This is a genomic window from Brevibacillus soli, from assembly GCF_044759095.2.
Taxonomy (GTDB): domain Bacteria; phylum Bacillota; class Bacilli; order Brevibacillales; family Brevibacillaceae; genus JBIYSM02.
Genome location: NZ_JBIYSM020000005.1, coordinates 66,702 through 89,300 on the forward strand (window position 1 = coordinate 66,702; position 22,599 = coordinate 89,300).

Genomic DNA, 22,599 nt, shown 5'->3' on the forward strand with positions numbered 1-22,599 from the left:
GCAGGAGTAAGGGGGAATCGTTCTGGATTGGAGTGTAATCTACGAATATCGGGAATTATTTATTCGAGGCATTATTAATACCATCCTATTGACCAGTGTCGCTACAATCTGCGGTACCATATTGGGCTTGTTCATCGGGCTGGGCAAGTTGTCCAGCAACAAGCTTCTCAGCATCCCCAGCGCGATTTACGTGGAGCTGTTCCGGGGAACCCCGATGTTTGTCCAAATCCTTTTGATACACTTTGCCGTGATTCCATCCATTTGGCAAACGTTTTTTCCGCAAGCGGAAATCCCTTCCGCCATCTTTTCCGGTTTTGTCGCCCTGTCGCTCAACGCAGCGGCGTACATTGCCGAGATTTTCCGCGCCGGAATCCAGTCGATTGATCCAGGGCAAATGGAAGCGGCTCGCTCCCTCGGGATGACCAAAGGACTGGCGATGCGCTTGATCGTGATCCCGCAGGCGTTTTTGCGCATGCTCCCGGCACTCGGGAACGAGTTCATCGCGCTCCTGAAGGACTCTTCGCTGCTGGCGGTGATTGCCACGCCAGAGCTGGGGTATGCGGCTTTCAGCGTGGCCAAGAACACGTTTGAACGCTATCCTCCATACCTGACGTCCGCGGCCGTCTATCTCATTCTCACCCTGTTCCTTTCCCGAGTGGTGGTCAGAGGTCTGGAGAAGAGATATTCACCCAAATAAGGGTAAATTTGACTTTGCGTGAAATGTAGTGATATATTCGATTCATGGGACGTCTATCTCAAGTTTGTGAATAGAAAGGGATGTATGTTACATGCAAGGAAAAGTGAAATGGTTTAACGCAGAAAAAGGCTATGGCTTCATCGAGCGCGAGGACGGCGGCGACGTATTCGTGCACTACTCCGCTATTAAATCAGAGGGCTTCAAAACGCTCGACGAAGGACAAGCGGTTGAGTTCGACATCGTCGATGGCGATCGTGGTCCTCAAGCAGCAAACGTCGTCAAGATGTAAACGCTTTCTCTCCCGATAAAACAAACACCCCCTGCGGATTTGAAAAAACGCAGGGGGTTTTCTTAGGGCCCCGCCCGGCGAAGCGTTAGCTAATGCCGGGTGGGTTTTCTTATTTAGCCGATCATTCTTTCGATAGACAACGAACGGTGCTGGCGCAAATCGATATATTCCTCGCCCATATGCACCAAAGGCCGCATGGGTTCGTCCGTGTGGATCAGCACGACTTTCACATGCTGTCCGCTGTTTAAGACGGCTGTCGCCCCTACAAACAACAGGGCGATGTAGTGGACGAGGCGTGTTACGATTTCCGCATTCAACTTTCCATCACAAGCTGACTCCCACAGTACTCTGGCAGCATCAAACGGAGAGGTGCCCCTTTTATACACACGATCTGTACAAATGGCGTCAAACACATCAGCTACGCTCAAGATCTGGCATTCGAGCGGAATTGTGTCCCACTTGCGTCCTTCCGGGTACCCGGAACCATCCAAACGCTCATGGTGCAGAAGCGCTCCCAGGGTGAAAAGGTCGTGACTGTCTTCTGCCTTAAGCAACAGGTCCGCACCGAACACCGTGTGCTGTTTCATGATCTCAAATTCGTGACTCGTCAGCTTGTCCGGTTTCATCAAGATGTCGTACGGTACGACCATCTTCCCGACGTCGTGCAATAGACCGGCTTGTCCCAACAGAATCACTTGCTCAGGGGAGTAGTTCATAAGTTTGCCGATGATGGCTGCGAGAATTCCGACATTGATGGAATGCCGGTAAGTATAATCCGTCGAACCTTCCCGTAGATACATATACTGGAGGATACCGTTGCGATTCAGTACCTTGTCAAGAATCGGAAAAAAAGCTTCCTGAAACTGGTTGAGTGGAGGGATATACACCTCGGTAATCTTCCGGAAGAGATCTCGCGTTTGATCGAGAGTGGCGAGATACTGTCTGGCCGCTTCCCGATCGTTCCAGCTGTCGAACGGTTTTTCCAGCGGGGAAACCTCGGCCGGCTTTGAGACAGACACCGATTCAACCCGATGTTTTTGCAGCAAGATAATATCTTCATACTGAAGCATTTTCTGAGCCGGCAGCAGAAAAAGCCCGTATGGATTAAAGACGTCCCGTTCCAGAACGGTTCCGACCAGCGAGAAAGAGGGTTTGCTCTCAGCCATTCATATTCCTCCACTGTCAATGTAAAACGATCATTGAAACAACTGGGTAATTATGCCTATTATAACACGGCAATGAACAATCTTTTTGAGATCTATTGTCGGAAGCTGACGAATTGTAAAGTTTTTGTAAATTATTTATCAGTACGCGGGAAGGATTTTTTACGGAAGAACGGAATAGTTATAGCATAGACGGAAGGAGGTTATGAACCATGAAGTTTAACATTCGTGGTGAGAACATTCATGTTACTGCAGCACTTCGCGAGTATGTGGAGAAAAAAGTAGGCCGTCTTGAAAAATACTTCGACACTCCTCAACCCACGGACGTACATGTGACGTTGCGTGTTCTGCGGGGTGAAGGAACGATTGAGGTGACAATCCCGCTAACCGGCGTGATTATCCGGGCGGAGGAGACACATGAAGACATGTACGCAGCAATCGACCTCGTTGTCGAAAAACTGGAACGTCAAATCCGCAAGCATAAAACCAAACTGATGCGCAAGATTCGCATTGAACCCAACAACCGGGCGTTGGTCCGCGACGCAGCACCGGTTGCCGTTCTTGCCGATGATGAAGAAATTGACATTAGCATCGTGCGCAACAAGCGATTTGATTTAAAACCGATGGATGCGGAAGAAGCCGTTCTGCAAATGGATATGCTGGGCCACAGCTTCTTCGTCTTCCAGAACAGTGAAACCAATGACGTCAATGTCGTGTATCGCCGCAACGACGGCCGATACGGCTTGATTGAACCGAAATAAAATCGTAACCGGTTATTGTAAGGGAGTTGTCTTCTTCTGGCAACTCCCTTTGCTTGTGTTTGTTTACAATCATTTGTTAAAATAGTTTGTTAGAGAATGTCGAGGTAGATTCAACCTGCGGGGACCTGGGTGTGGCTTTTGCAAAGAAGTAGATTGGGGTGGTTTTGCCACTAGGAAGGGGTGTCCTTATGTTAGGACTTGTAAAAAAGATATTTGGTGACAGCAGCGAACGCGAAGTAAAAAAGATGTTTAAACGCGTGGAAAAGATCAATGCGCTGGAGCCGCAGATTTCCGCTCTCTCCGACGAGCAGTTGAAACAAAAGACAGAGGAGTTCAAGTCTCGCCTGGCTCAGGGAGAGACGCTGGACGACATTTTGAACGAGGCGTTTGCGGTTGTCCGTGAAGCATCCAAGCGGGTGCTGGGCATGCGCCACTTTGACGTGCAGCTGATTGGCGGTATGGTGCTGCAGGAAGGCCGCATCGCCGAGATGAAAACCGGGGAAGGGAAGACCCTGGTGGCCACATTGGCTACCTATCTGAACGCACTGCTGGGAAAAGGCGTTCACGTCGTTACCGTGAACGAATACCTTGCTGAACGCGACTCGACGACCATGGGCAAGCTGTACAACTTCCTCGGACTGACCGTAGGGCTCAACAAGCACGGTATGAGCTCGGAGGAAAAGCGGGCTGCGTACCAATGCGACATTACCTACGGAACGAACAACGAGTTTGGCTTCGATTATTTGCGCGACAACATGGTGCTGTACAAAGAGCAGATGGTGCAGCGTCCGCTGTTCTACGCGATTATTGACGAGGTGGACAGCATCCTGATTGACGAAGCGCGTACGCCGTTGATCATTTCCGGTGCGGCGAACCGCTCCACCGAGCTCTATTATATCTGTGCCCATTTTGTCAAGCGCCTGGAAGCGGAAAAAGACTACACCGTGGACGAGAAGCTGAAAATCGTGACCCTCACGGACGAGGGCGTCGCCAAGGTGGAGAAGGCGTTCAACATCGACAACCTGTACGATACGGCGCACATGACGCTCAACCATCACATCAATGCGGCGTTGAAGGCGCAAGTGCTGTTTCACCGCGATGTGGACTACGTCGTTCAGGACGGCGAGGTCGTGATCGTCGACGAATTTACCGGCCGTCTGATGGTGGGCCGCCGCTACAGTGAGGGCCTGCACCAGGCCATCGAAGCGAAGGAAGGCCTGCGCGTGCAAAGCGAGAGCATGACGCTCGCTACCATCACCCTGCAAAACTACTTCCGGATGTATCAGAAGCTGGCCGGCATGACCGGTACCGCAAAGACGGAAGAAGAAGAGTTCAAAAAAATCTACGGCATGGACGTGGTCGTCATTCCGACGAACCGCCCGGTTATCCGCAAAGACCTGCCGGACTTGATCTTCAAAACGGAAGCGGCGAAGTACCGAGCCGTTGTGAACGACATTGTAGAACGCCACAAAAAAGGGCAGCCGGTGCTGGTGGGAACCATCTCCATCGAAAACTCCGAGCGCCTGTCTCACATGCTGAAACAAAAAGGCGTGCCGCATAACGTATTGAATGCAAAGCACCATGAACGGGAAGCGGAAATCGTAGCGCGTGCCGGCCAATACGGAGCGGTTACCATCGCGACCAACATGGCGGGCCGCGGTACCGACATCCAGCTGGGCGAAGGCGTAGCGGAAGTGGGCGGCTTGCACATTCTCGGTACGGAGCGCCATGAGAGCCGACGGATTGACAACCAGCTGCGCGGTCGTGCCGGACGTCAAGGGGACCCGGGTTCTTCCCAGTTCTTCCTTTCCCTGCAGGATGAGCTGATGCGTCGTTTTGGCGCAGAGAACATCATGAACATGATGGATCGTCTGGGTATGGAAGAAGACATGCCGATCGAGAGCCGCCTGGTCACACGCGCCGTCGAGTCTGCGCAGAAGCGGGTTGAGGGGGCGAACTTCGACGCCCGTAAAGTGGTTCTGCAGTACGACGACGTCATGAACCAGCAGCGCGAAGTCATCTACAAGCAGCGCCGCGATATTCTGGAGAAAGACAATCTTCGTGAGGTTGTGCTGGGCATGCTGTACAGCGTGATTGAACGCAATGTGGAAGCGCACTGCCCGAAGGAAGAGGTTCCGGAGGAGTGGAACCTGCAGGGTCTCCTGGAAGTGGCGAACAACACCTTCCTGCACGACGAGACACTGACCTTGCAGGATCTGAAAGGCAAGGAAGCCGAGGAGATTGTGGAACTCCTGAAAAACGAAGTGGAGAAGCAGTATGCGAAGCGCGAAGAAGAAATCGGCGAAATGATGCGCGAGTTCGAAAAAGTGGTCGTCCTGCGTGCGGTCGACAGCAAATGGATGGACCACATCGACGCGATGGAGCAGCTGCGCCAGGGTATTCACCTCCGGGCCTACGGCCAGAACGACCCGCTGCGTGAGTACCAGTTCGAAGGCTTCGAGATGTTCCAGGCGATGATTGCCGCCATCGAGGAAGAAGTGGCCATGTACGTCATGAAGGCGGAAGTAAGCCAGAACCTGGAGCGTCAGGAGGTGATCCGCGGTCAGGCTGCCGACCAGTCCCAATTGCAGACCTCCGGACCGTCGGAGCGCCCCAACAGCGCAACCTCCGGCGATGCCGAGCCGAAAAACCGCGCACAGCGCCGCGCCGAAGAGCAGGAGCGTAAACGACAACTGAAGCGGACCTAGTCAATTTGAATCAACATTACCAGGACACCATCTTCCCCCGAGCCAGGGGAGGATGGTGTTATTTTTTTGTAGGACAACATTCCGTCCCCTTCAACAAGGTTCGTCGAGTCCAGCGCGTGTCAATAGGAAAATCACTGACCAATCTGTCTATCTCTATCATTTTGAATCGAACGGTTTTGCTAGCAAAAATTTACCAATTCGATAGAATCGGAAGTGAAGGTGATTCTTAACTAATCATAACGGGGGATTGACGATGAAAAAAACGTTTACCTTGATGGGGATCAGCACTACCTTGGTTCTGACGATTATGGCTGGGGTTCTTTCCGGCGTTCAGGCGCCGTCGGCTATCGCTAAGGAAAAAGAAACGTCCTATCTCATCGCTTTCAAAGGAAAAGATCTCCCGAATGATTTTGAAGAGATCATTGAAGAAGCAGGCGGTGAAGTGGAGCGGGCCATTGAGGAAGTCGGCATTGTGTCTGCCACTTCCAACGAGCCTGATTTTCTTGACAAGATACTGGAAAACAATGAAATACAGGTGGCGGAAGAGGAGCTGGAGATCTTTCTGGAGGAAGATCCGGGCGGGGCTGACGGCCAACCGATCACCGATGTTCCCGAGCCGGATTGGGACGATCCGGATCAAAACTACCACGATCTGCAGTGGGATATTCATAAGGTAACGAATCACTTTAAATCCCATGAAATCAGCAAGGGGAATCACAACACCGTCGTCGGCGTGATTGATACGGGATTGGACTTCGACCATCCGGATTTAAAGGACAACGCCGATGAGGCAGGCAGCAGGACGTTCGTTCCCGGAACCTCTGATGCCTGGGATGAAAACGGACATGGCACCCACGTCGCCGGTTCCATTGCCGCCAACGGCAAAGTGCTGGGCGTCGGGCCCAATTTGACAGTGCGGGCGTACCGCGTATTCGGCGCAACCGGCGGGGCCTATCAGTCCTGGATTACGGACGCTCTGGTAGCGGCGGCAAACGATGAGGTGGACGTCGTTAACATGAGTATCGGCGGCTGGCGCTGGATGGCGCAAAACTACGGGGAAAAAGGCGATTCCGCTTCCATGGTGGCGTACCATCGCGCCGTGCAGTACGCCATTCAAAAAGGAGTAACCGTCGTGGTTTCCGCCGGCAACGACTCGAAAAACCTGGGAAGCCTCCACGACATGCAGCAGTACTGGAAGGATACCTACGGTCTGGATATCAAGGGACCTTCCCGGGTCGTACCCGCACAAATTCCTGGTGTCATCACCGTATCGTCCTCCAACGAGTGGTCGGACGATCTGATCGCCTTTTACTCCAACTACGGCAATCCGATCGATGTGGCGGGGCCGGGCGGAGACAACGGACCGGTTTACGACGCGCTCTATCGTGAAGATCCGAAAGGCAATTATCTGGACAAGCGGGACTTCAAATACCGTGCGCTGTCTACCTGGCCGACCTACCTGCCCCCGTATTTTACCTCCAACCTGACGGGCTATGCATGGCTGCACGGCACATCCATGGCTGCTCCAAAGGTAGCGGGCATCGCAGCCGTGATCAAGTCTGAGCACCCGGACTACAGCCCGTCCCAGGTGGCCGCGCTGATCAGGAAAACGGCCGAAGACCTCGGGAAAAACGGGCAGGACAAATTGTTTGGCGCAGGCGAAGCCAACATCTACAACGCCCTTACCGATTAAATAATCAGACCTCCTGGAGCCGGAAAAAGGACCAGGGGGTGTTCGGGGCCCCGCCCGGCGCAGCGCTAGCAATTGCCGGGTGGGTTTTCTTAGTTGCGCGATATCTATTTTTCGTTACAATGAAACTTACAGGACACAATGAGAAAGGTGATTTGGCTCATGGCTTTAATTGATATTGCCGACATCAAGCAAGAGATGTCCAGTATGGCTAAACGTTTAGCGGATATCAGGGGGTCTCTTTGACCTCCCTGTGAAGCAGGAGCGGATCGGAGAACTGGAAGAGCGCATGCTGGCGCCGGACTTCTGGGATGACAACGATGCCGCCCAAAAGACCATCAGCGAGTTGAACGCATTAAAATCACTGGTGGAAACCATGTCCAGACTGGACTCGCAGTACGAAGACCTGCAGGTGATGCTTGAACTGATTATCGAAGAGGGCGACGAGTCGCTGATATCCGATCTTTACGACAGCACGCAGGAATTGAAAAAAGAGTTTGAGAGCTTTGAGCTCCAACTCCTTCTGAGTGATCAATATGACAAAAACAACGCCATTCTCGAGCTCCACCCGGGGGCCGGCGGAACGGAGTCGCAGGACTGGGCGTCGATGCTCTTGCGCATGTATACGCGCTGGGCGGAAGCCAAAGGCTTTAAAGTGGAAACGCTTGACTATCTTCCGGGTGACGAAGCCGGTGTGAAGAGTGTGACGCTGTTGATTAAAGGGCACAACGCATACGGTTATCTCAAATCGGAAAAAGGCGTTCACCGCTTGGTGCGGATCTCGCCGTTTGACGCGTCGGGTCGCCGGCACACGTCATTCGTCTCCTGCAATGTTCTCCCGGAGATTGAAGACGATACGGATGTGGAAATTCGCTCCGAAGATTTGAAAATCGACACCTACCGCTCCAGCGGCGCCGGGGGCCAGCACATCAACACCACCGACTCTGCTGTCCGGATCACCCACTTGCCAACGGGAATCGTCGTCACCTGCCAAACCGAGCGTTCCCAGATTAAAAACCGCGAGCGGGCGATGAAAATGCTGGCGGCCCGCTTGTTTGAACGCAAACGGGAAGAACAAGAAAAGACGCTGGCAGCGATTCAGGGCGAGCAAAAGGATATCGCCTGGGGCAGCCAGATTCGTTCATACGTGTTCCACCCGTACAGTCTGGTAAAAGATCATCGCACCAACACCGAAGTGGGCAACGTCCAGGCCGTGATGGACGGGGAGATTGACGTTTTCATTGACGCGTATCTGCGTTCACAAATTAATCGATGAGGAGTACCCATAGGTTCGAGAGGCATCCGCTTCTCGAACTGTTTTTTTTTTTTGGAGAGGATGGTTCTCTGCGTCTGGAAAACAGTTACTCTCTGGCTATCGGCATCCGGATCTCTACCGTTGTGCCTTGACCGATGGAGCTGCTGATGGCAATACGGCCGCGGTGGTCGCGGATGATTTTGTAGCTGACCATCAGACCGAGCCCCGTGCCTTTTTCCTTCGTACTGTAAAACGGTTCCCCCAGCTTCGGGATGACCTCTTTCGGAATTCCGTTCCCCTCATCGATAAAGCGGATCATGACCTCGTCAGCTTCCACACGGACGTCGATCGTCAAAATGCCGCCAGAGGGCATGGCTTCTATGCCGTTTTTGATGATGTTGATAAAAACCTGCTTGATTTGGTACTCCTCGCAGGTAATGAACAGACTGTCAGCGGAAAAACAAATGTGAAATCGAATATTTTTTAAATTGGCCTGCGGCTCCAAAAGCTTCATGACGCTTTGCAGAATGGGCAGGAGTGCGTGTTGCCGGTAGTGGAGGGCCTGAGGCTTTGCCAGCAGCAGCAGCTCACTGGTGATAAAGGTGATGCGGTCGATTTCGGACAGCATAATCTGCAGGTAATGCTCATTGGCTGATCGCTCAGACTGCAGCAGCTGAATAAAACCTTTTAGCGACGTAAGAGGATTGCGGATCTCATGGGCAATCCCCGCGGCCAATTCCCCCAGGACGGACAGCTTGTCGGAGTTGCGCAGCAAATCCTCCGCTCTCCTTCGTTCGGTCACATCCCGGGCGACAACCACCACATGCTCTACCTCGCCGTTGTCGCCAACCACCGGGCGTCCCTTTACGGCAAACAAAAGTGTATCGCCGTTTGCGTGAACATAATGATACTCATGTTCGCACGGTTTCTTTTCCTGAATCATCGCGTGCAAATCGGCCGTCGCTTTTTGTTGCTCATCCGGATGGATGAACGACAGGCAGGATTTGGAAAGCAATTCGTCCGGATTCATTCCCATTACGGTGACGTGAGAGGGAGAGGCATACTGAATGACTCCGTTGATATCGATAACCCGAATCAAATCAAGAACATTCTCACTAATCAGGCGATAATGCGACTCGGTCTTGCGCAGCGCTTCTTCCGTCCGCTTCTGCATGGTAATGTCTTTCGCAATCGCGTAACGGCCCGTCATTTCTCCGTTCTCCATGATGGGGAAACTGGTGACGCTTACTTCCAATACGTGACCCAGCTTGTGACGGATAAAGAAGTGTCGATTCTTTCGTACTCCCTCAAACATGCCGCCGATCAGGTCGTTTATGTTGTTTTCACAGCTCTCTTCCGTGAGAATATCCCATATGCTCATCCCAAGCAGTTCTTCTGCCTTGTAACCGGACAACTCTTCTGCAGCAGCGTTAATGCTGGTAAACCTGCCTTGTGTATCAATGGAATATACGGCGTCCAGATTGTTTTTGAACAGGTATGCATACATCTGTGTCTGAGTTCCCATAGCATCTCCGCCTTTTTCGGGTGATCCCGTGTGCTATACTCATCATGATACCAAATGACGGAAATGGAGGAGAAGCATTTGCTGTACGTAGCCATGTTGCCAATTATCGATCAGGAGTTGAACGCGAGGTTTCGACCTGCTCACCTGGAATACCTCAACAAGCTGTTCTTGGAGGGAAAAGTGGTAATGGCCGGCCCCTTCACAGACAAACAGGGGGGAATGGTCATTTACAAGGCAGATTCGCTGGAAGAGGCGAAACAACTGGCTGAAGCCGATCCGGCTGTGGCGGAGGGGGCACGCACCCTGCAGCTGCGGGAGTGGAGTCCGCTTTCGCTGCCGCTGGAGTAAGGTGGAACAGCCAGTTCCACGTCCAAGAATGATGGCTGCCATTTGGAGGCATACTTAACGAAGAATATCCAATCAACAAAGGAGGAAACAGCATGAAGCGTTTCCCACTGACAGTAATGGCAATCGCTCTTGTATTTTTCGCAAGTGGCTGTCTGAACGCAGACGGCGATGAGCCGCAAGCGCAACCGCCTGCAAACCAGCCAGCAGCCGAACAGCCGGCAGGGCAGACCGGCGCCTACGATGCGACTGCAGCCGAAACGGCATTTAAAAACAATTGTGCAGCCTGCCACGGACAAAATCTGGAGGGTATCGCCGGCCCCAATCTGCAAAAAGTGGGGGGCAAATACAGCAAGGAGCAAATCGAGCAGATTTTGGCCAACGGGAAAGGCGCCATGCCGGGCGGTCTCGTGAAGGGTTCCGATGCAAAAAACATCGCGGCCTGGTTGGCGGATAAAAAATAACTGAAGGGAAGCGTCCGAACGAATGTGGTTCGGGCGTTTTTTCTTTGCTGTATGGGTTGTGTTTTTATTGAATTTTTATTATTATTCTTGTATAAAAATACAAATAAGGGAGAGTGCCATGATCCGGGTCGGAATTGTTGGGGCGACGGGCTACGGTGGCGTGGAGCTGATCCGCTTGCTTGCCGCTCATCCTCATGTACAGGTGACAAACATGTATTCCAGTTCAGCGGAAGGGGAATGGCTGGCCAGCGTATTCCCCCATCTCAATGGGCATACGCTGCCCGCCTTGGAAGCCATTGATGCGAAAAAGATAAGCGAAGCAAACGACATTGTTTTCCTGGCAACGCCGGCTGGCGTAAGCGCCGGGCTTTCCCCTCAACTTTTGGAGCATGGAACGAAGATCGTGGATTTGTCGGGCGATTTTCGCCTGCAATCTGCGGAGGCTTACCGTCAATGGTATAAACATGAACCGGCTCCGGAAGCGCTGCTTTCCCAAGCGGTATACGGGCTGACAGAGTGGAGGCGGGAACAGGTGGCGGGCGCCCGTCTGGTGGCCAACCCCGGCTGCTATCCGACAGCGACATTGCTTGCTTTGCTGCCGCTGGTAAAAACGGGCTGGGTCAATCCGCGCAGTTGGATCGTCGACGCCAAGTCGGGGGTCTCCGGTGCCGGCAGGGGCGTATCTTTGGGGGTTCATTACAGCGAGGTAAACGAGAGCATCGGCGCATATAAAGTGGCTCTGCACCAGCATACGCCGGAGATTGAGCAGGAGCTTCGCAGCCAAAGCGAAACGAATGTGCTGGTCCAGTTTACCCCTCATCTCGTACCGATGACACGCGGTATCTTGATAACTGCATACGGACAGCTGGAAACAGACGTCACACTCGACGACCTGCAGGAGCTGTACCTGTCCGCTTATGCCGAAGAAACCTTTGTGCGCATTCGAAAGCCGGGATCCCACCCCCGAACCAAAGAGGTGTACGGCTCCAACTACTGCGACATTGCGCTGCATCTTGATCAGCGCACCGGCAGAGTCATCCTCCTCTCTGTTATTGACAACATGGTAAAGGGAGCGGCGGGGCAAGCCGTCCAAAATATGAACGTGATGTTCGGATGGGCGGAAACGGCAGGCCTGCCGATCCTTCCGCTTTATCCGTAGGGAGGTGGCAGCGATGAAAGGTGTGACGGTAATCAAATGCGGGGGAAGTACGATGGAACAGCTTCCCTTCCCCTTTTTTCAGACGCTTGCGAACCTGCAGCGAGACGGGAAGCCAATCGTCATCGTACACGGCGGCGGACCGGCGATCAACGCCATGCTGCAAAAGCTGAACATAACGCCACAGTTTGTCGACGGTCTTCGCATTACCTGCGAAGAGACGATGGGCGTGGTAGAAATGGTGTTGGGCGGAACGATCAACAAGGAACTGGTACGCAGGCTGACCCAGGCTGGGGCAAAAGCGTGGGGAGTAAGCGGGATCGACGGTGCGATGCTGACAGCGAAGCAAACGGAAAAGCCGCTCGGTCTGGTGGGAGAGATCGTTCAGGTGGATTCATCCATTCCGCAAAGCATCCTGGCAAGCGGATATGTGCCGGTCATTGCTCCGTTGGCCGTAACGGAGAATGGCAAGCAGCCTCTGAACGTCAATGCGGACGTCGCGGCAGGCGCGATCGCAGCGGCGCTGGGAGCGGACCGGCTGGTGATGGTGACGGATGTTCCAGGCATTCTGAAGCCCGGTCCCGACGGGCAGCAGACATTGGTAACGGAAACGGACTCCGCTCAGATCAAACAGTGGATCGACGCGGGCGTCATCTACGGCGGAATGATTCCCAAAGTGCAGTCGGCGATGGACGCGCTGGCACAGGGAGTTCAAAATGTTGTGATTTGCCGGGGAACGGCGGATGATCTGGTCAGCGTTTGCAACGGCCAACCGGCAGGCACAACGATTAGAGGAGGGAGAGACAATCCATGAGCACGGAAACAGCCGTCATGCACGTGATGAATACCTATGCAAAGTGGCCTGTCCGCCTGGTGAAAGGACAGGGGAATCAGGTTTGGGACGATCAGGGAAAGGAGTATCTGGATTTTACCTCCGGCATCGCTGTAACCTCGCTTGGGCATGTGCCGCCGCGAGTTGCCAGGCGGCTGCACGAACAGATTGACACCTTGTGGCACTGCTCCAACCTGTTTCACATTCCTCAGCAAGAGGAGCTTGCAGGAAAACTGAGCCGCCTCTCCGGATTGGATCGGGTCTTTTTCTGCAACAGCGGAGCGGAAGCGAACGAAGCGCTGATCAAAATAGCCAGACGGTACGCGCAGAAGATAAAGGGCACTGACCGCTACGAAATCATTACGTTCCAGCAGTCGTTTCACGGGCGTACGCTGGCAACGCTGACTGCGACAGGACAGGACAAGGTGAAGGACGGGTTCGCGCCGCTGCCGGAAGGCTTCGTGACCGTTCCCTACAACGACAGTGAAGCAGTGAAAAAGGCCATCTCCGACAAGACCTGCGCGATACTTTTGGAACTGGTTCAGGGAGAGGGCGGTGTACATCCGGCGGACGCTTCCTGGGTAAAAGAACTGCGTCAGCTGTGCGACGAAAACGGTATCCTGCTGCTGGTGGATGAAATCCAGACGGGGATCGGCCGCACGGGCAGCTGGTTTGCTTTCCAGCAATACGGCGTGATTCCGGACGCGTTTTCACTGGCCAAAGGACTCGGCAGCGGCTTCCCCATCGGGGCCATCGTCGCCAGCGAAGAGGTCGCCGAAGCGTTTGCGCCTGGTACACACGGGACCACGTTTGGCGGCAATCCGCTGGCCATGGCGGCAGGGATCGCCACGCTGGAGACGATGGAAGAAGAAGGGATCATCGAGCGGGTTGGTCAACTGCACCAGCTCCTGCTGCAGCATCTTGAGAAGCTGAAGCAGGAACATCCGGACAAGGTCGTTGCCGTCCGGGGAAAAGGCCTCCTGCTTGGTGTTGAGCTGACACAGCCGGCAGCGGATATTGTGGCGTATGCGCGCGAACACGGTTTGCTCATTCTTCAGGCCGGGCCGAATGTACTCCGGCTGCTGCCTTCGTTTGTCACCACTGACAAAGAGGTGGAACAGGCGATGGCGGTATTGTCCGCAGCACTTACGAACGAATAAGGGGAAAAAGATGCAACGAGTGCAACAAGCCAAAAAACTCGTTGCATTTTTATAATTTCAAATGTATATTAATACATGAAGTTGCATAAATTTTCGTCAGAGAGTTGCCTCATGGAGAGGAGTGGAGCTAGAGATGACTGTTCAGAAAAAAGGAAACGGAGTCGGCTACTTGACGCTGGAGACCGGAGAAGTGTTTGCCGGCACACTGCACGGCGCACCGCTGCTCAGTTACGGAGAAGTGGTTTTTCATACAGGAATGACAGGATACCAGGAGGTGATGACCGATCCCTCCTTTGCCGGACAAATCGTTACCTTTACCTATCCGTTGATCGGCAACTACGGTATCAACGACAGCGATTACGAGGCGGCGCAGCCCGCCCTTTCGGGAATGATCGTCAGCGAGCTGTGCGAGCAGCCGAGCCATTATCGCGCGAAGCACTCGCTTGCGGAAGCAGCGGAGCGGTTTGGTTTTCCCATTCTCGCCGGCATCGACACCCGGACCATTACCAAGCTGGTACGTAAATCGGGAGACCTGTTCGGGGTCATCGCAGATCGGCCGCTCGGCGCGGAGGAGGTGCTGGCATTCCGCTGCAAACACGCGAAAAAGTCTCTGGTTGCCAACGTCTCCTGCAGCCAGATTCAGCGCTACCCGGGTCACCGGGAACACATCGTTTTGGTCGATCTGGGGATGAAACAGTCCATTTTGCACAATCTGCTGGAGCTGGGCTGCCGTGTAACTGTGGTGCCGTTTGACACGCCATTTTCCCAAATCCAATCGCTGCAGCCGGACGGTTTGCTGTTCTCCAACGGGCCGGGCGATCCCTCCGAACTGATAGCCTATTGCAGCGAATGGCGGAAGGCGGCCGAGAAATACCCGACGCTTGGGATTTGCCTGGGTCATCAGGTGCTCGCCCTGATGTTCGGCGGCGGAACGGAAAAGCTGGCTTACGGACATCGCGGCAGCAATCATCCCGTGAAGGAGTTGACGACGGGCAAGGTGTACATGACCTCCCAAAACCATGGGTACGTCGTCAAGGAGGAAACATTGGACAAACGGCAGCTGGCTGTCACGTACCGGAACGTCAACGACGGTTCCGTCGAGGGGCTGCGGCATGTCAGCCTGCCGATCATGAGCGTGCAGTTTCACCCCGAAGCACATCCGGGTCCGAACGATACATCCCACATTTTTCATCAATTTTTGCAGTCGATGCGCGTAATAGGAGCGAAGCATTATGCCTAAAATGAAGAACATTCAGAAAGTGCTGGTCATCGGTTCCGGCCCAATCGTCATCGGGCAGGCGGCAGAGTTCGACTACGCGGGGGCGCAGGCGTGCCTGTCCCTGCGAGAGGCAGGTGTGCAGGTCGTTCTGGTCAACAACAACCCGGCGACCATCATGACCGACGAACAGGTGGCCGACAAGGTGTATCTGGAGCCGTTGACCGTGGAATCCGTTGCCAGAATCATCGAAAAGGAGCGTCCCGACGGCCTGCTCCCTACGCTGGGCGGGCAGACCGGATTAAATCTGGCGGTGGATCTGGCCGAGGCGGGCGTCCTTTCCCAATACGGGGTCTCCCTGCTGGGAACGCCTCTCGCCGCGATCAAAAACGGCGAAGACCGCGAATTGTTCAAGCAGCTGATGAAGCAAATCGGTGAACCGGTGCCGGAGAGTTCCACCGTGGAGTCGGTGGAGGCGGCAGTCGCTTTTGCCGACCAGATCGGCTACCCGGTGATCGTACGCCCTGCCTACACACTGGGCGGCGCGGGCGGCGGCATCGCCGAAGATGAACCGACGCTGCGGGCGGTAGCGGCCAAAGGAATTGCCGCAAGTCCCATCGGCCAGGTGTTGATCGAGCGGAGCGTCAAGGGTTGGAAGGAAATCGAATACGAAGTGATGCGCGACGACAGCGACACCTGCATCATTGTCTGCAATATGGAAAACCTCGATCCGGTGGGAATTCACACCGGGGACAGCATTGTCGTGGCGCCGTCGCAGACGCTGACAGACCGGCAGTACCAAATGCTGCGCAGCGTGTCGACCAAAGTGATCCGTGCGCTCGGCGTCGTCGGCGGCTGCAACATTCAATTTGCCCTCGATCCGCATTCCGACAAGTATTACTTGATTGAGGTAAACCCGCGGGTAAGCCGTTCCAGTGCGCTGGCATCCAAAGCGACCGGTTATCCGATCGCCCGAATTGCCGCCAAGCTGGCGTTGGGGTATCGCCTGGACGAAGTGATGAACCCGATCACAGGTTACACCTATGCCAGTTTTGAGCCTACGCTGGATTACGTCGTCGTCAAAATCCCGCGCTGGCCATTCGATAAATTCCCGCTCGCCGACCGTCTGCTCGGCACGCAGATGAAGGCAACCGGAGAAGTGATGTCGATCGCCCGCAACCTGGAAGCAGGGCTCTTAAAGGCGGTCCGTTCCCTTGAGCTGGGCTGTACGCATCTGTATCGTCCGGAAGTCGCCGCCCTCTCGAGGGAGGAACTGGTCGATTTGCTCCAGCACGCTACCGACATCCGCCTGTTCGCGCTGGCGGAAGCGCTCCGTTCCGGCTTTACGGAAGAAGAGCTGCATGCACTGACGGGGATTGATCCATTTTTCCTGCGCAGCCTGGAACGCATCGTCGGATTGGAGAAGCAGCTGGCAAAGAGCGAAGCCCTGACGACGGAGCTCTTGCAGGAAGCGAAGCACCGCGGCTTTGCCGACCAGACGATCGCCGAGCTTACCGGGCTGACGGTGGAGCAGGTGAAGGAAATGCGCAAGCAAGCCGGAATTCAGCCGGTCTATAAAATTGTCGACACGTGCGCGGCGGAGTTCGACGCACAGACGCCCTATTACTACTCCTCCTGGCAGGGAGCCGATGAGGTGGAGAACCTCGCCGGGAAGAAGGTGCTGGTGCTCGGATCCGGCCCCATCCGCATCGGACAGGGTATCGAATTTGACTACTGCTCCGTGCATGCGGCCAAAGCCCTGCAGTCCAAAGGCATCGCCGCCATCGTGGTCAACAACAACCCGGAGACCGTCAGCACCGACTATGAAACGGCCAACCACTTGTACTTCGAGCCGCTGCACGTGGAGGACGTCCTGAACGTGGCGGAGCGTGAACAGGTGGACGGCGTGATGGTGCAGTTCGGCGGGCAGACGGCGATCAATCTGGCCGTTCCGCTGGCAGAAGCGGGCTTGCACATCCTCGGCACCTCGCTTGCGGCGATTCACCGGGCGGAGGACCGCGAACTGTTCTACGAGATGCTGCGCAAGCTGGACATTCCGCACATCCCGGGGCAGGGCGTCTCCTCGCTGGAGGAAGCCGTTTCCGTTGCAGGCGCTATCGGTTATCCGGTGCTGCTTCGTCCCTCTTACGTCATCGGCGGGCAGGGCATGATGCTGATTCAGGGCGAGGAAGAGTTGAAAGCGACCATCTCCGGCCTGCTGGCCCATCCCAACAGCAGCGCGTTCTTCCCGCTGTTGGTAGACAAATACGTCCCAGGCATGGAGGCAGAGGTTGACGCCGTTTGCGACGGTGAATCGGTATTGATCCCCGGCATTTTTCAGCATGTGGAAAAAGCGGGGATTCACTCCGGCGACAGCATTGCGCTGTTCCCCGCTCCCGGCTTGACGGATGCATTGAAACAGACGATTGCTTTATATACCGAAAAAATAGCCCGCGAGATGAAAGCGGTCGGTCTGATCAATATACAATTCGTGATCAGCGGCGATACGGTGTACGTGCTGGAGGTAAACCCGCGTGCGTCCCGAACCGTGCCGATCACCAGCAAGGTGACCAACGTACCCATGGTGGAGCTGGCCGTACGCGCCCAGCTGGGAGAAAAACTGAGCAGCATGGGATTTGGCACCGGTCTTTTGCCGGACATTCCGTTTGCCGTCGTAAAGGCGCCGGTTTTCTCCACGGTGAAGCTGGATGGCGTCGATCCGGTTCTCGGACCGGAGATGAAATCGACCGGCGAGGTGTTGGGGCTGGGACGTACATTCGCCGAAGCGGCTGGCAAGGCATTTGCGTTTAAAGATCATGTGCACAACGGCCTGCGCCAAGGAGATACCTGCTTTGTCTCCCTGTCCGACAAGGATAAGACTGCCGTGGCAGTCGGGTTGTTTGCCGCGATTGAAAGACAGGGTGCGCAAATGGCGGCGACGCAGGGAACGGCGGATTGGTTGCGCGAAAACGGCGTGGAGGTCGCCCGCGTGATCGCCGATGAGGGGGATTTTATCAAGCTGCTTCAAGCGGAAACCATCTCCCTGGCCGTCATCACCGCGACCAAAGGGAATCGTCAAGGGCGAATCGGTTTTGCCCTTCGCAGTTTGGCCGTACAAAAAGGGATACCGTTGTTTACGGCTGTGGAGACGCTTGACTTGTACTTGCAAGCGATTATGGAAAAGGGGAGTGACGGGCATGCAGCCTGCGAAGATATTGGAACGCTTTCCAAGCGCACAGTTGGCCACGTTTAAGGGGAAAGACCTGCTCCGAGTCGACGAGTTTACCGGCGAGGAATTGACCTGTCTGTTAGACCTGGCTGCTCACATGAAGCTGCTGCACAAGAGCGGAAAGAGCTATCAGCCGCTGCAGGGAAAAACGTTGGGCATGATCTTTGACAAGGCTTCCACGCGTACTCGCGTTTCGTTTGAGGTGGGCATGTACCAGCTTGGCGGCATGAGCATGTTTTTGAGCGGAAAAGAACTGCAGCTGGGGCGCGGGGAACCGATCAGCGACACGGCCAAGGTGTTGTCCCGCTATGTTGACGCCATCATGATCCGCACCTTTTCCCACACCGGTGTGGAGGAGTTGGCCAAGCACGCCGACATACCGATCATCAACGGCCTCACCGATCAGTTCCATCCCTGCCAGGCGCTGGCCGATATGCTCACGATTCAGGAGCACAAAGGCAAGTTGAAAGGTGTGAAGCTGGCCTACGTGGGCGACGGCAACAACGTGGCCAATTCCCTGGTGCTGGCAGCGGTGCTGCTCGGAATGGACGTCCGCGTGGCTGCGCCTGAGGGTTACGAAATGGATCAACAGATTGTTCAAACGGCAAAAGCGTATGCGCTTCAGAACGGCGGGCAGCTGCTGGTTACCCACGATCCGGTGGAGGCCGTACAGGGGGCGGACGTCGTCTACACCGACGTTTGGACCAGCATGGGGTTTGAGGCGGAAAACGAGCAGCGCCTCAAAGCGTTCGCACCTTATCAGGTAAACGATCAGTTGACCAGCCACGCCAGCCCGTCCTACCTGTTCATGCACTGCTTGCCGGCACATCGCGGCGAAGAAGTGTCGAGCAGTGTCATTGACGGCCCGCATTCTGTCGTTTTTGACCAGGCAGAAAACCGCCTGCATGCGCAAAAAGCCGTACTGGCAGCGCTTGTGTGAATATGGTTCTAGGTATTAATACCTATTAAGAATTGAAGCTAATAGACTATGAATCTCTCATTGCCGAATTTTGTCATTTAAGTGTAAAATATAGGCAGGAAGAGCGATGAAGTATGGACTGTATCTGGTCGCTTGGTCCATATGGAGCAAGTAGCGAAACCGCACTTTCCTACTAGATTAGGAAACGTGAAGGACCCACAGGCCGTATTTGGTCGCTTAGCCTGTGCGGATCAAACTAGCGAAACCGACTTCTCCACTAATGACAAGAGGGGGGGATCGAGAGATGAAAAAATGGTTCGTAGCTGTTCTCTTGGTTGCAGGTATCGTTGCTGCGACTTCTGCTAACTGGCATATCGGTTAAGGAAACAAGAAACACCGCTTCGTTGTAAGTGGTGTTTTTTCACAGCTTTAGTGGAGGTAAGTAATCGTGTTACTTGATGTCATATTACTCTCGTTTTTGTTTGGCTATCTACGAGGTGGCCGTATAAATAAAATACCTACATTTCATAAGCTAAGTTTCTTGTTGGTTAGCATATTACTTCAACTAGCTTCGGTTTTTTTGTCAGAATTGGGAGGCGTCTTAGTATCTATTGCATATGTCTCAATTCTTGCATTTTTCTATGCGAATCGCGAGCATGAAGATGTAAGAATATTTATGATTGGATGGTTTTTAAACGCTCTAGTAATATGGGCGAATCTAGGACGAATGCCAGTTGATTTAGAGCAGGCCGAAAAACTCCCTTTTTCAGTAGAACCAATCGTAAACGGGACAGATTTTAAACATACTCTTCTCACGGATGATACTTTATTACCTTTTTTGGCAGACATTATGTATATGCCATTCCCTATTCCTCGTGTAATCAGTATAGGCGATTTATTCATCATGCTTGGTGCATTTTTGCTTGTTCAACGTATAATGAATAAGCCAATATCTCTAATTCGGCTACGTGAAGGTAAAAACTATGCTGCGAAACATTAAACTTCCACAAGTTGCAAAGCATCTCTTTATTGAATATGTACTTCCGATGGTGGCAATTGGTATATTCTTCACGACGCTACCTGATTGGGAACCACGTGATCATTGGAGTATATTATTCATTTTTACCATGCTTACAATTATCGGCGCGTTTGCTCCAGTTAGCACGTTTAACGCCAGACTTACAGTAAATAATGCGGTCTTTGTTTCGGGAATTCTCCTTTATGGAACATGGGTTGCAGTATGGGCTGCAGTTGTAGAACTCTTAATTGTAGCTTTTTTATTTAGATATTCTACAAAAAAGGCTCTGGTGAATAGTGGTCAAATTTTGTTAACACTGTGGATAGTAGGTCACATGTATTCGTGGTTAAAAGGGTATTCGATCCCTTGGATGTTTACTGATCTTGTGTTGATATCAGTATATTGGTTTACAAACACATGGTTGGCTGCTATCGGCATCTCTCATTTTTTTAATGTAAAATGGTACATAACATTCAATAGCATGGTAAAAGGTGGCACCTCTACTTACCTTATGCTCATGATAATTGGAGTAATTGGTACTAGACTTGTTGAAGTATATGGCTTTTTTGCAATTATTCCTTTAATCGCAGCTTTTATTACATTAAACATCGTCTTCCGCCAATACTACGACAGCCTCAACAAACTCCAGCAAAAAGTTGAAGAAGTCAAATCCTTCAACCATAAATTCCTCACTGCTATGGCCGCCTCCATCGATGCGCGGGACCACTACACGAGCGGCCACTCGCAGCGGGTGGCGCATTGGGGACGAGAGATCGCCATGTCAATCGGCCTTCCCAAAGAGAAAGTGGACGAGGTTTACTTCGGCGGGATTTTGCACGATATCGGAAAAATTGGAATCGAAGATGAGATCCTGAATAAAGAGGGAAAATTAACACCGGAGGAATACGATAAGATTAAACAGCATACGGTGATTGGATATGAAATCATGCAGCAGGCGGGATTGTTCAACGAGCTGCTGCCCGCCATCCGTTCCCATCACGAGCGGATTGACGGGAGGGGCTATCCGGACGGCCTGTGCGGAGAAGAGATTCCGCTGGTTGCCCGCATCCTCGCCATCTCTGATGCGTTTGATGCCATGGTGGCTGACCGACCTTATCGCAAAGGTCTGCCGATCGAAAAAGCCCTGGAGGAAATCAAGAAGGGGGCTGGCACGCAATTTGACCAATCGCTGGCGCATCACTTTATTTCGATTATTGACCGCCTCCCAAAAGAGGAGCTGGAGGCATTTATTCATCAAGACGAACAAAAAAGGCAGCTGCAAGAGGCATTCAATTAAGAGTGCCTCTTGTTTTTGCTCGCAACGGGATTCCACAAACGCTCCATATGGATGTCGTCGATCTCATACTTCACTTCCGAAAAGTTGCGGATGATGAGCTCCTCCGACACCTTGTTTCCCGTTCGTTTGTCAATGACGATTCGCCAGATTTCATTCTTGCGGTAGTTCTTCCCCTCTTGTTTGAGAAAGACATGGTTTCGCTCTTCCAGATGGTAGGCGCAAGGCCAGTCCTCGTTACAAAATATTGCGCCTTTGAGATGCTTGTCGGTGACCCGCATGCGAATCTGGAAGGTCCGGTCCGTCGGATTGAAAAAGCGCAGGTCAACGTAGTTATAAAAGACGCTCGCCCCGCTGCCAAACGGCAAAACCCGATGGTCGTCGGGAAACGGATCAAATTGGTGGTGGTGGCGCTCCGCTACTTGCATGGGAGTGTGCAGTCCCATCCAAAACAACAGGTTTGCGAGCTGACAGAGACCTCCGCCTACACCCGTTTTCACTTCCCCTTGAGAAAGCAGCAGCCCCTCCAGATATCCTTTGCCCGCTGTCGTCTTACCGACCTGTTTCCAAAACGAAAAGGTTTCGCCGGGACGAATCAACAGCCCATCCATCGTGGCAATCGCAATGCGCAAATTGACAATCTTGTTTTCCTGCAGCTGCGGTTCTGTGCTTCCCAGCTTTCGGCGCAGAAGCGATTGGTGCCGCTTGCAGGTGTACGGCAGATCACGGGCAGAGCGAATGCGTGCAAATCGCTGCCTGCCAAACGTGTCAGCCAGACGCCGGGTAAGTCTCTTTTGGGCAACGCGCGCGTGATAGAAGAACGGGTGAATCCGAGACCGTTGCATGATGGTTTCCCCTCGCATCATTTTTCCTGCGTT

19 protein-coding genes are annotated in these 22,599 nt (G+C 53.5%); 16 read left to right on the forward strand and 3 right to left on the reverse strand.

What is annotated here, in order from left to right:
• Positions 1–22: 22 nt before the first annotated feature.
• Positions 23–697 (forward strand): amino acid ABC transporter permease, encoded by a 675-nt coding sequence (locus ACE99V_RS03390; RefSeq protein WP_400489790.1) that lies wholly within the window; start codon positions 23–25, stop codon positions 695–697.
• Between the two features lie 91 nt (positions 698–788).
• Entirely contained in the window at positions 789–986 is a 198-nt protein-coding gene (locus ACE99V_RS03395) for a cold shock domain-containing protein (protein WP_400489743.1), read from the forward strand.
• Between the two features lie 113 nt (positions 987–1,099).
• Here ACE99V_RS03395 and ACE99V_RS03400 read toward each other — a convergent pair whose 3' ends face one another.
• Positions 1,100–2,152 (reverse strand): HD-GYP domain-containing protein, encoded by a 1,053-nt coding sequence (locus tag ACE99V_RS03400; protein ID WP_400489744.1) that lies wholly within the window; start codon positions 2,150–2,152, stop codon positions 1,100–1,102.
• A 209-nt stretch (positions 2,153–2,361) separates the two neighbouring features.
• On the opposite strand from ACE99V_RS03400, the gene hpf reads away from it, so the two are divergent.
• From hpf to prfB, 4 genes are all read left to right on the forward strand, one after another.
• Complete coding sequence (hpf, locus tag ACE99V_RS03405) at positions 2,362–2,910, forward strand: ribosome hibernation-promoting factor, HPF/YfiA family (protein ID WP_400489745.1); 549 nt, start codon at positions 2,362–2,364, stop codon at positions 2,908–2,910.
• Between the two features lie 188 nt (positions 2,911–3,098).
• A complete protein-coding gene (gene secA2, locus ACE99V_RS03410; protein ID WP_400489746.1) occupies positions 3,099–5,618 on the forward strand; it encodes an accessory Sec system translocase SecA2 in 2,520 nt (839 codons plus the stop codon).
• A 253-nt stretch (positions 5,619–5,871) separates the two neighbouring features.
• A complete protein-coding gene (locus tag ACE99V_RS03415; protein ID WP_400489747.1) occupies positions 5,872–7,311 on the forward strand; it encodes a S8 family serine peptidase in 1,440 nt (479 codons plus the stop codon).
• Between the two features lie 159 nt (positions 7,312–7,470).
• Positions 7,471–8,584, forward strand: a protein-coding gene (prfB, locus tag ACE99V_RS03420) for a peptide chain release factor 2 (protein ID WP_400489748.1) whose coding sequence is annotated in 2 segments (ribosomal slippage) — positions 7,471–7,551 and positions 7,553–8,584 — 1,113 coding nt in all. Because the reading frame shifts where the segments join, the coding sequence is not laid out codon by codon here.
• Between the two features lie 85 nt (positions 8,585–8,669).
• Here the strand turns inward: prfB and ACE99V_RS03425 are convergent.
• A complete protein-coding gene (locus ACE99V_RS03425; RefSeq protein WP_400489749.1) occupies positions 8,670–10,088 on the reverse strand; it encodes a PAS domain-containing sensor histidine kinase in 1,419 nt (472 codons plus the stop codon).
• 78 nt (positions 10,089–10,166) lie between these two features.
• Between ACE99V_RS03425 and ACE99V_RS03430 the strand changes: the two genes are divergently transcribed.
• The 10 genes from ACE99V_RS03430 to ACE99V_RS03475 all read left to right on the forward strand — a co-directional run bounded on the left by ACE99V_RS03430 (position 10,167) and on the right by ACE99V_RS03475 (position 21,724).
• A complete protein-coding gene (locus ACE99V_RS03430) occupies positions 10,167–10,436 on the forward strand; it encodes a YciI family protein (protein ID WP_400489750.1) in 270 nt (89 codons plus the stop codon).
• 92 nt (positions 10,437–10,528) lie between these two features.
• Complete coding sequence (locus ACE99V_RS03435; RefSeq protein ID WP_400489751.1) at positions 10,529–10,897, forward strand: c-type cytochrome; 369 nt, start codon at positions 10,529–10,531, stop codon at positions 10,895–10,897.
• Between the two features lie 118 nt (positions 10,898–11,015).
• The gene (gene argC / locus ACE99V_RS03440) at positions 11,016–12,056 is read left to right on the forward strand and encodes an N-acetyl-gamma-glutamyl-phosphate reductase (RefSeq protein ID WP_400489752.1); all 1,041 of its coding nucleotides are present in this window, start codon (positions 11,016–11,018) and stop codon (positions 12,054–12,056) included.
• Between the two features lie 13 nt (positions 12,057–12,069).
• Positions 12,070–12,867: an acetylglutamate kinase gene (gene argB, locus ACE99V_RS03445; protein ID WP_400489753.1), complete on the forward strand. Its 798-nt coding sequence runs from the start codon at positions 12,070–12,072 to the stop codon at positions 12,865–12,867.
• Positions 12,864–14,045: an aspartate aminotransferase family protein gene (locus ACE99V_RS03450; protein WP_400489754.1), complete on the forward strand. Its 1,182-nt coding sequence runs from the start codon at positions 12,864–12,866 to the stop codon at positions 14,043–14,045. The genes argB and ACE99V_RS03450 overlap by 4 nt, the downstream gene beginning before the upstream one ends.
• Before the next feature lie 133 nt (positions 14,046–14,178).
• On the forward strand, positions 14,179–15,285 hold the full coding sequence (locus tag ACE99V_RS03455) for a carbamoyl phosphate synthase small subunit (RefSeq protein ID WP_400489755.1): 1,107 nt from the start codon (positions 14,179–14,181) through the stop codon (positions 15,283–15,285).
• A complete protein-coding gene (carB, locus tag ACE99V_RS03460) occupies positions 15,278–18,514 on the forward strand; it encodes a carbamoyl-phosphate synthase (glutamine-hydrolyzing) large subunit (RefSeq protein WP_400489756.1) in 3,237 nt (1,078 codons plus the stop codon). Before ACE99V_RS03455 ends, carB begins: the two co-directional genes overlap by 8 nt.
• Positions 18,459–19,430: an ornithine carbamoyltransferase gene (gene argF, locus ACE99V_RS03465; RefSeq protein ID WP_400489757.1), complete on the forward strand. Its 972-nt coding sequence runs from the start codon at positions 18,459–18,461 to the stop codon at positions 19,428–19,430. Before carB ends, argF begins: the two co-directional genes overlap by 56 nt.
• A gap of 427 nt (positions 19,431–19,857) precedes the next feature.
• Positions 19,858–20,409, forward strand: a complete 552-nt coding sequence (locus ACE99V_RS03470; RefSeq protein ID WP_400489758.1) for a DUF5317 domain-containing protein — start codon at positions 19,858–19,860, stop codon at positions 20,407–20,409.
• Positions 20,393–21,724, forward strand: a complete 1,332-nt coding sequence (locus tag ACE99V_RS03475) for an HD-GYP domain-containing protein (protein ID WP_400489759.1) — start codon at positions 20,393–20,395, stop codon at positions 21,722–21,724. The genes ACE99V_RS03470 and ACE99V_RS03475 overlap by 17 nt, the downstream gene beginning before the upstream one ends.
• On the opposite strand, the gene ACE99V_RS03480 is transcribed toward ACE99V_RS03475, so the two are convergent.
• The gene (locus ACE99V_RS03480; protein ID WP_400489760.1) at positions 21,721–22,566 is read right to left on the reverse strand and encodes a VanW family protein; all 846 of its coding nucleotides are present in this window, start codon (positions 22,564–22,566) and stop codon (positions 21,721–21,723) included. The genes ACE99V_RS03475 and ACE99V_RS03480 overlap by 4 nt on opposite strands.
• Between the last annotated feature and the right edge of the window lie 33 nt (positions 22,567–22,599).

Bases quoted from the DNA above. Each gene is read 5' to 3' on its own strand.
- ACE99V_RS03395 (WP_400489743.1), top strand. From the start codon at position 789: ATGCAAGGAAAAGTGAAATGGTTTAACGCAGAAAAAGGCTATGGCTTC.
- ACE99V_RS03400 (WP_400489744.1), bottom strand. From the start codon at position 2,152: ATGGCTGAGAGCAAACCCTCTTTCTCGCTGGTCGGAACCGTTCTGGAA.
- hpf (WP_400489745.1), top strand. From the start codon at position 2,362: ATGAAGTTTAACATTCGTGGTGAGAACATTCATGTTACTGCAGCACTT.
- secA2 (WP_400489746.1), top strand. From the start codon at position 3,099: ATGTTAGGACTTGTAAAAAAGATATTTGGTGACAGCAGCGAACGCGAA.
- ACE99V_RS03415 (WP_400489747.1), top strand. From the start codon at position 5,872: ATGAAAAAAACGTTTACCTTGATGGGGATCAGCACTACCTTGGTTCTG.
- ACE99V_RS03425 (WP_400489749.1), bottom strand. From the start codon at position 10,088: ATGGGAACTCAGACACAGATGTATGCATACCTGTTCAAAAACAATCTG.
- ACE99V_RS03435 (WP_400489751.1), top strand. From the start codon at position 10,529: ATGAAGCGTTTCCCACTGACAGTAATGGCAATCGCTCTTGTATTTTTC.
- argC (WP_400489752.1), top strand. From the start codon at position 11,016: ATGATCCGGGTCGGAATTGTTGGGGCGACGGGCTACGGTGGCGTGGAG.
- argB (WP_400489753.1), top strand. From the start codon at position 12,070: ATGAAAGGTGTGACGGTAATCAAATGCGGGGGAAGTACGATGGAACAG.
- ACE99V_RS03450 (WP_400489754.1), top strand. From the start codon at position 12,864: ATGAGCACGGAAACAGCCGTCATGCACGTGATGAATACCTATGCAAAG.
- ACE99V_RS03455 (WP_400489755.1), top strand. From the start codon at position 14,179: ATGACTGTTCAGAAAAAAGGAAACGGAGTCGGCTACTTGACGCTGGAG.
- carB (WP_400489756.1), top strand. From the start codon at position 15,278: ATGCCTAAAATGAAGAACATTCAGAAAGTGCTGGTCATCGGTTCCGGC.
- argF (WP_400489757.1), top strand. From the start codon at position 18,459: ATGCAGCCTGCGAAGATATTGGAACGCTTTCCAAGCGCACAGTTGGCC.
- ACE99V_RS03475 (WP_400489759.1), top strand. From the start codon at position 20,393: ATGCTGCGAAACATTAAACTTCCACAAGTTGCAAAGCATCTCTTTATT.
- ACE99V_RS03480 (WP_400489760.1), bottom strand. From the start codon at position 22,566: ATGCAACGGTCTCGGATTCACCCGTTCTTCTATCACGCGCGCGTTGCC.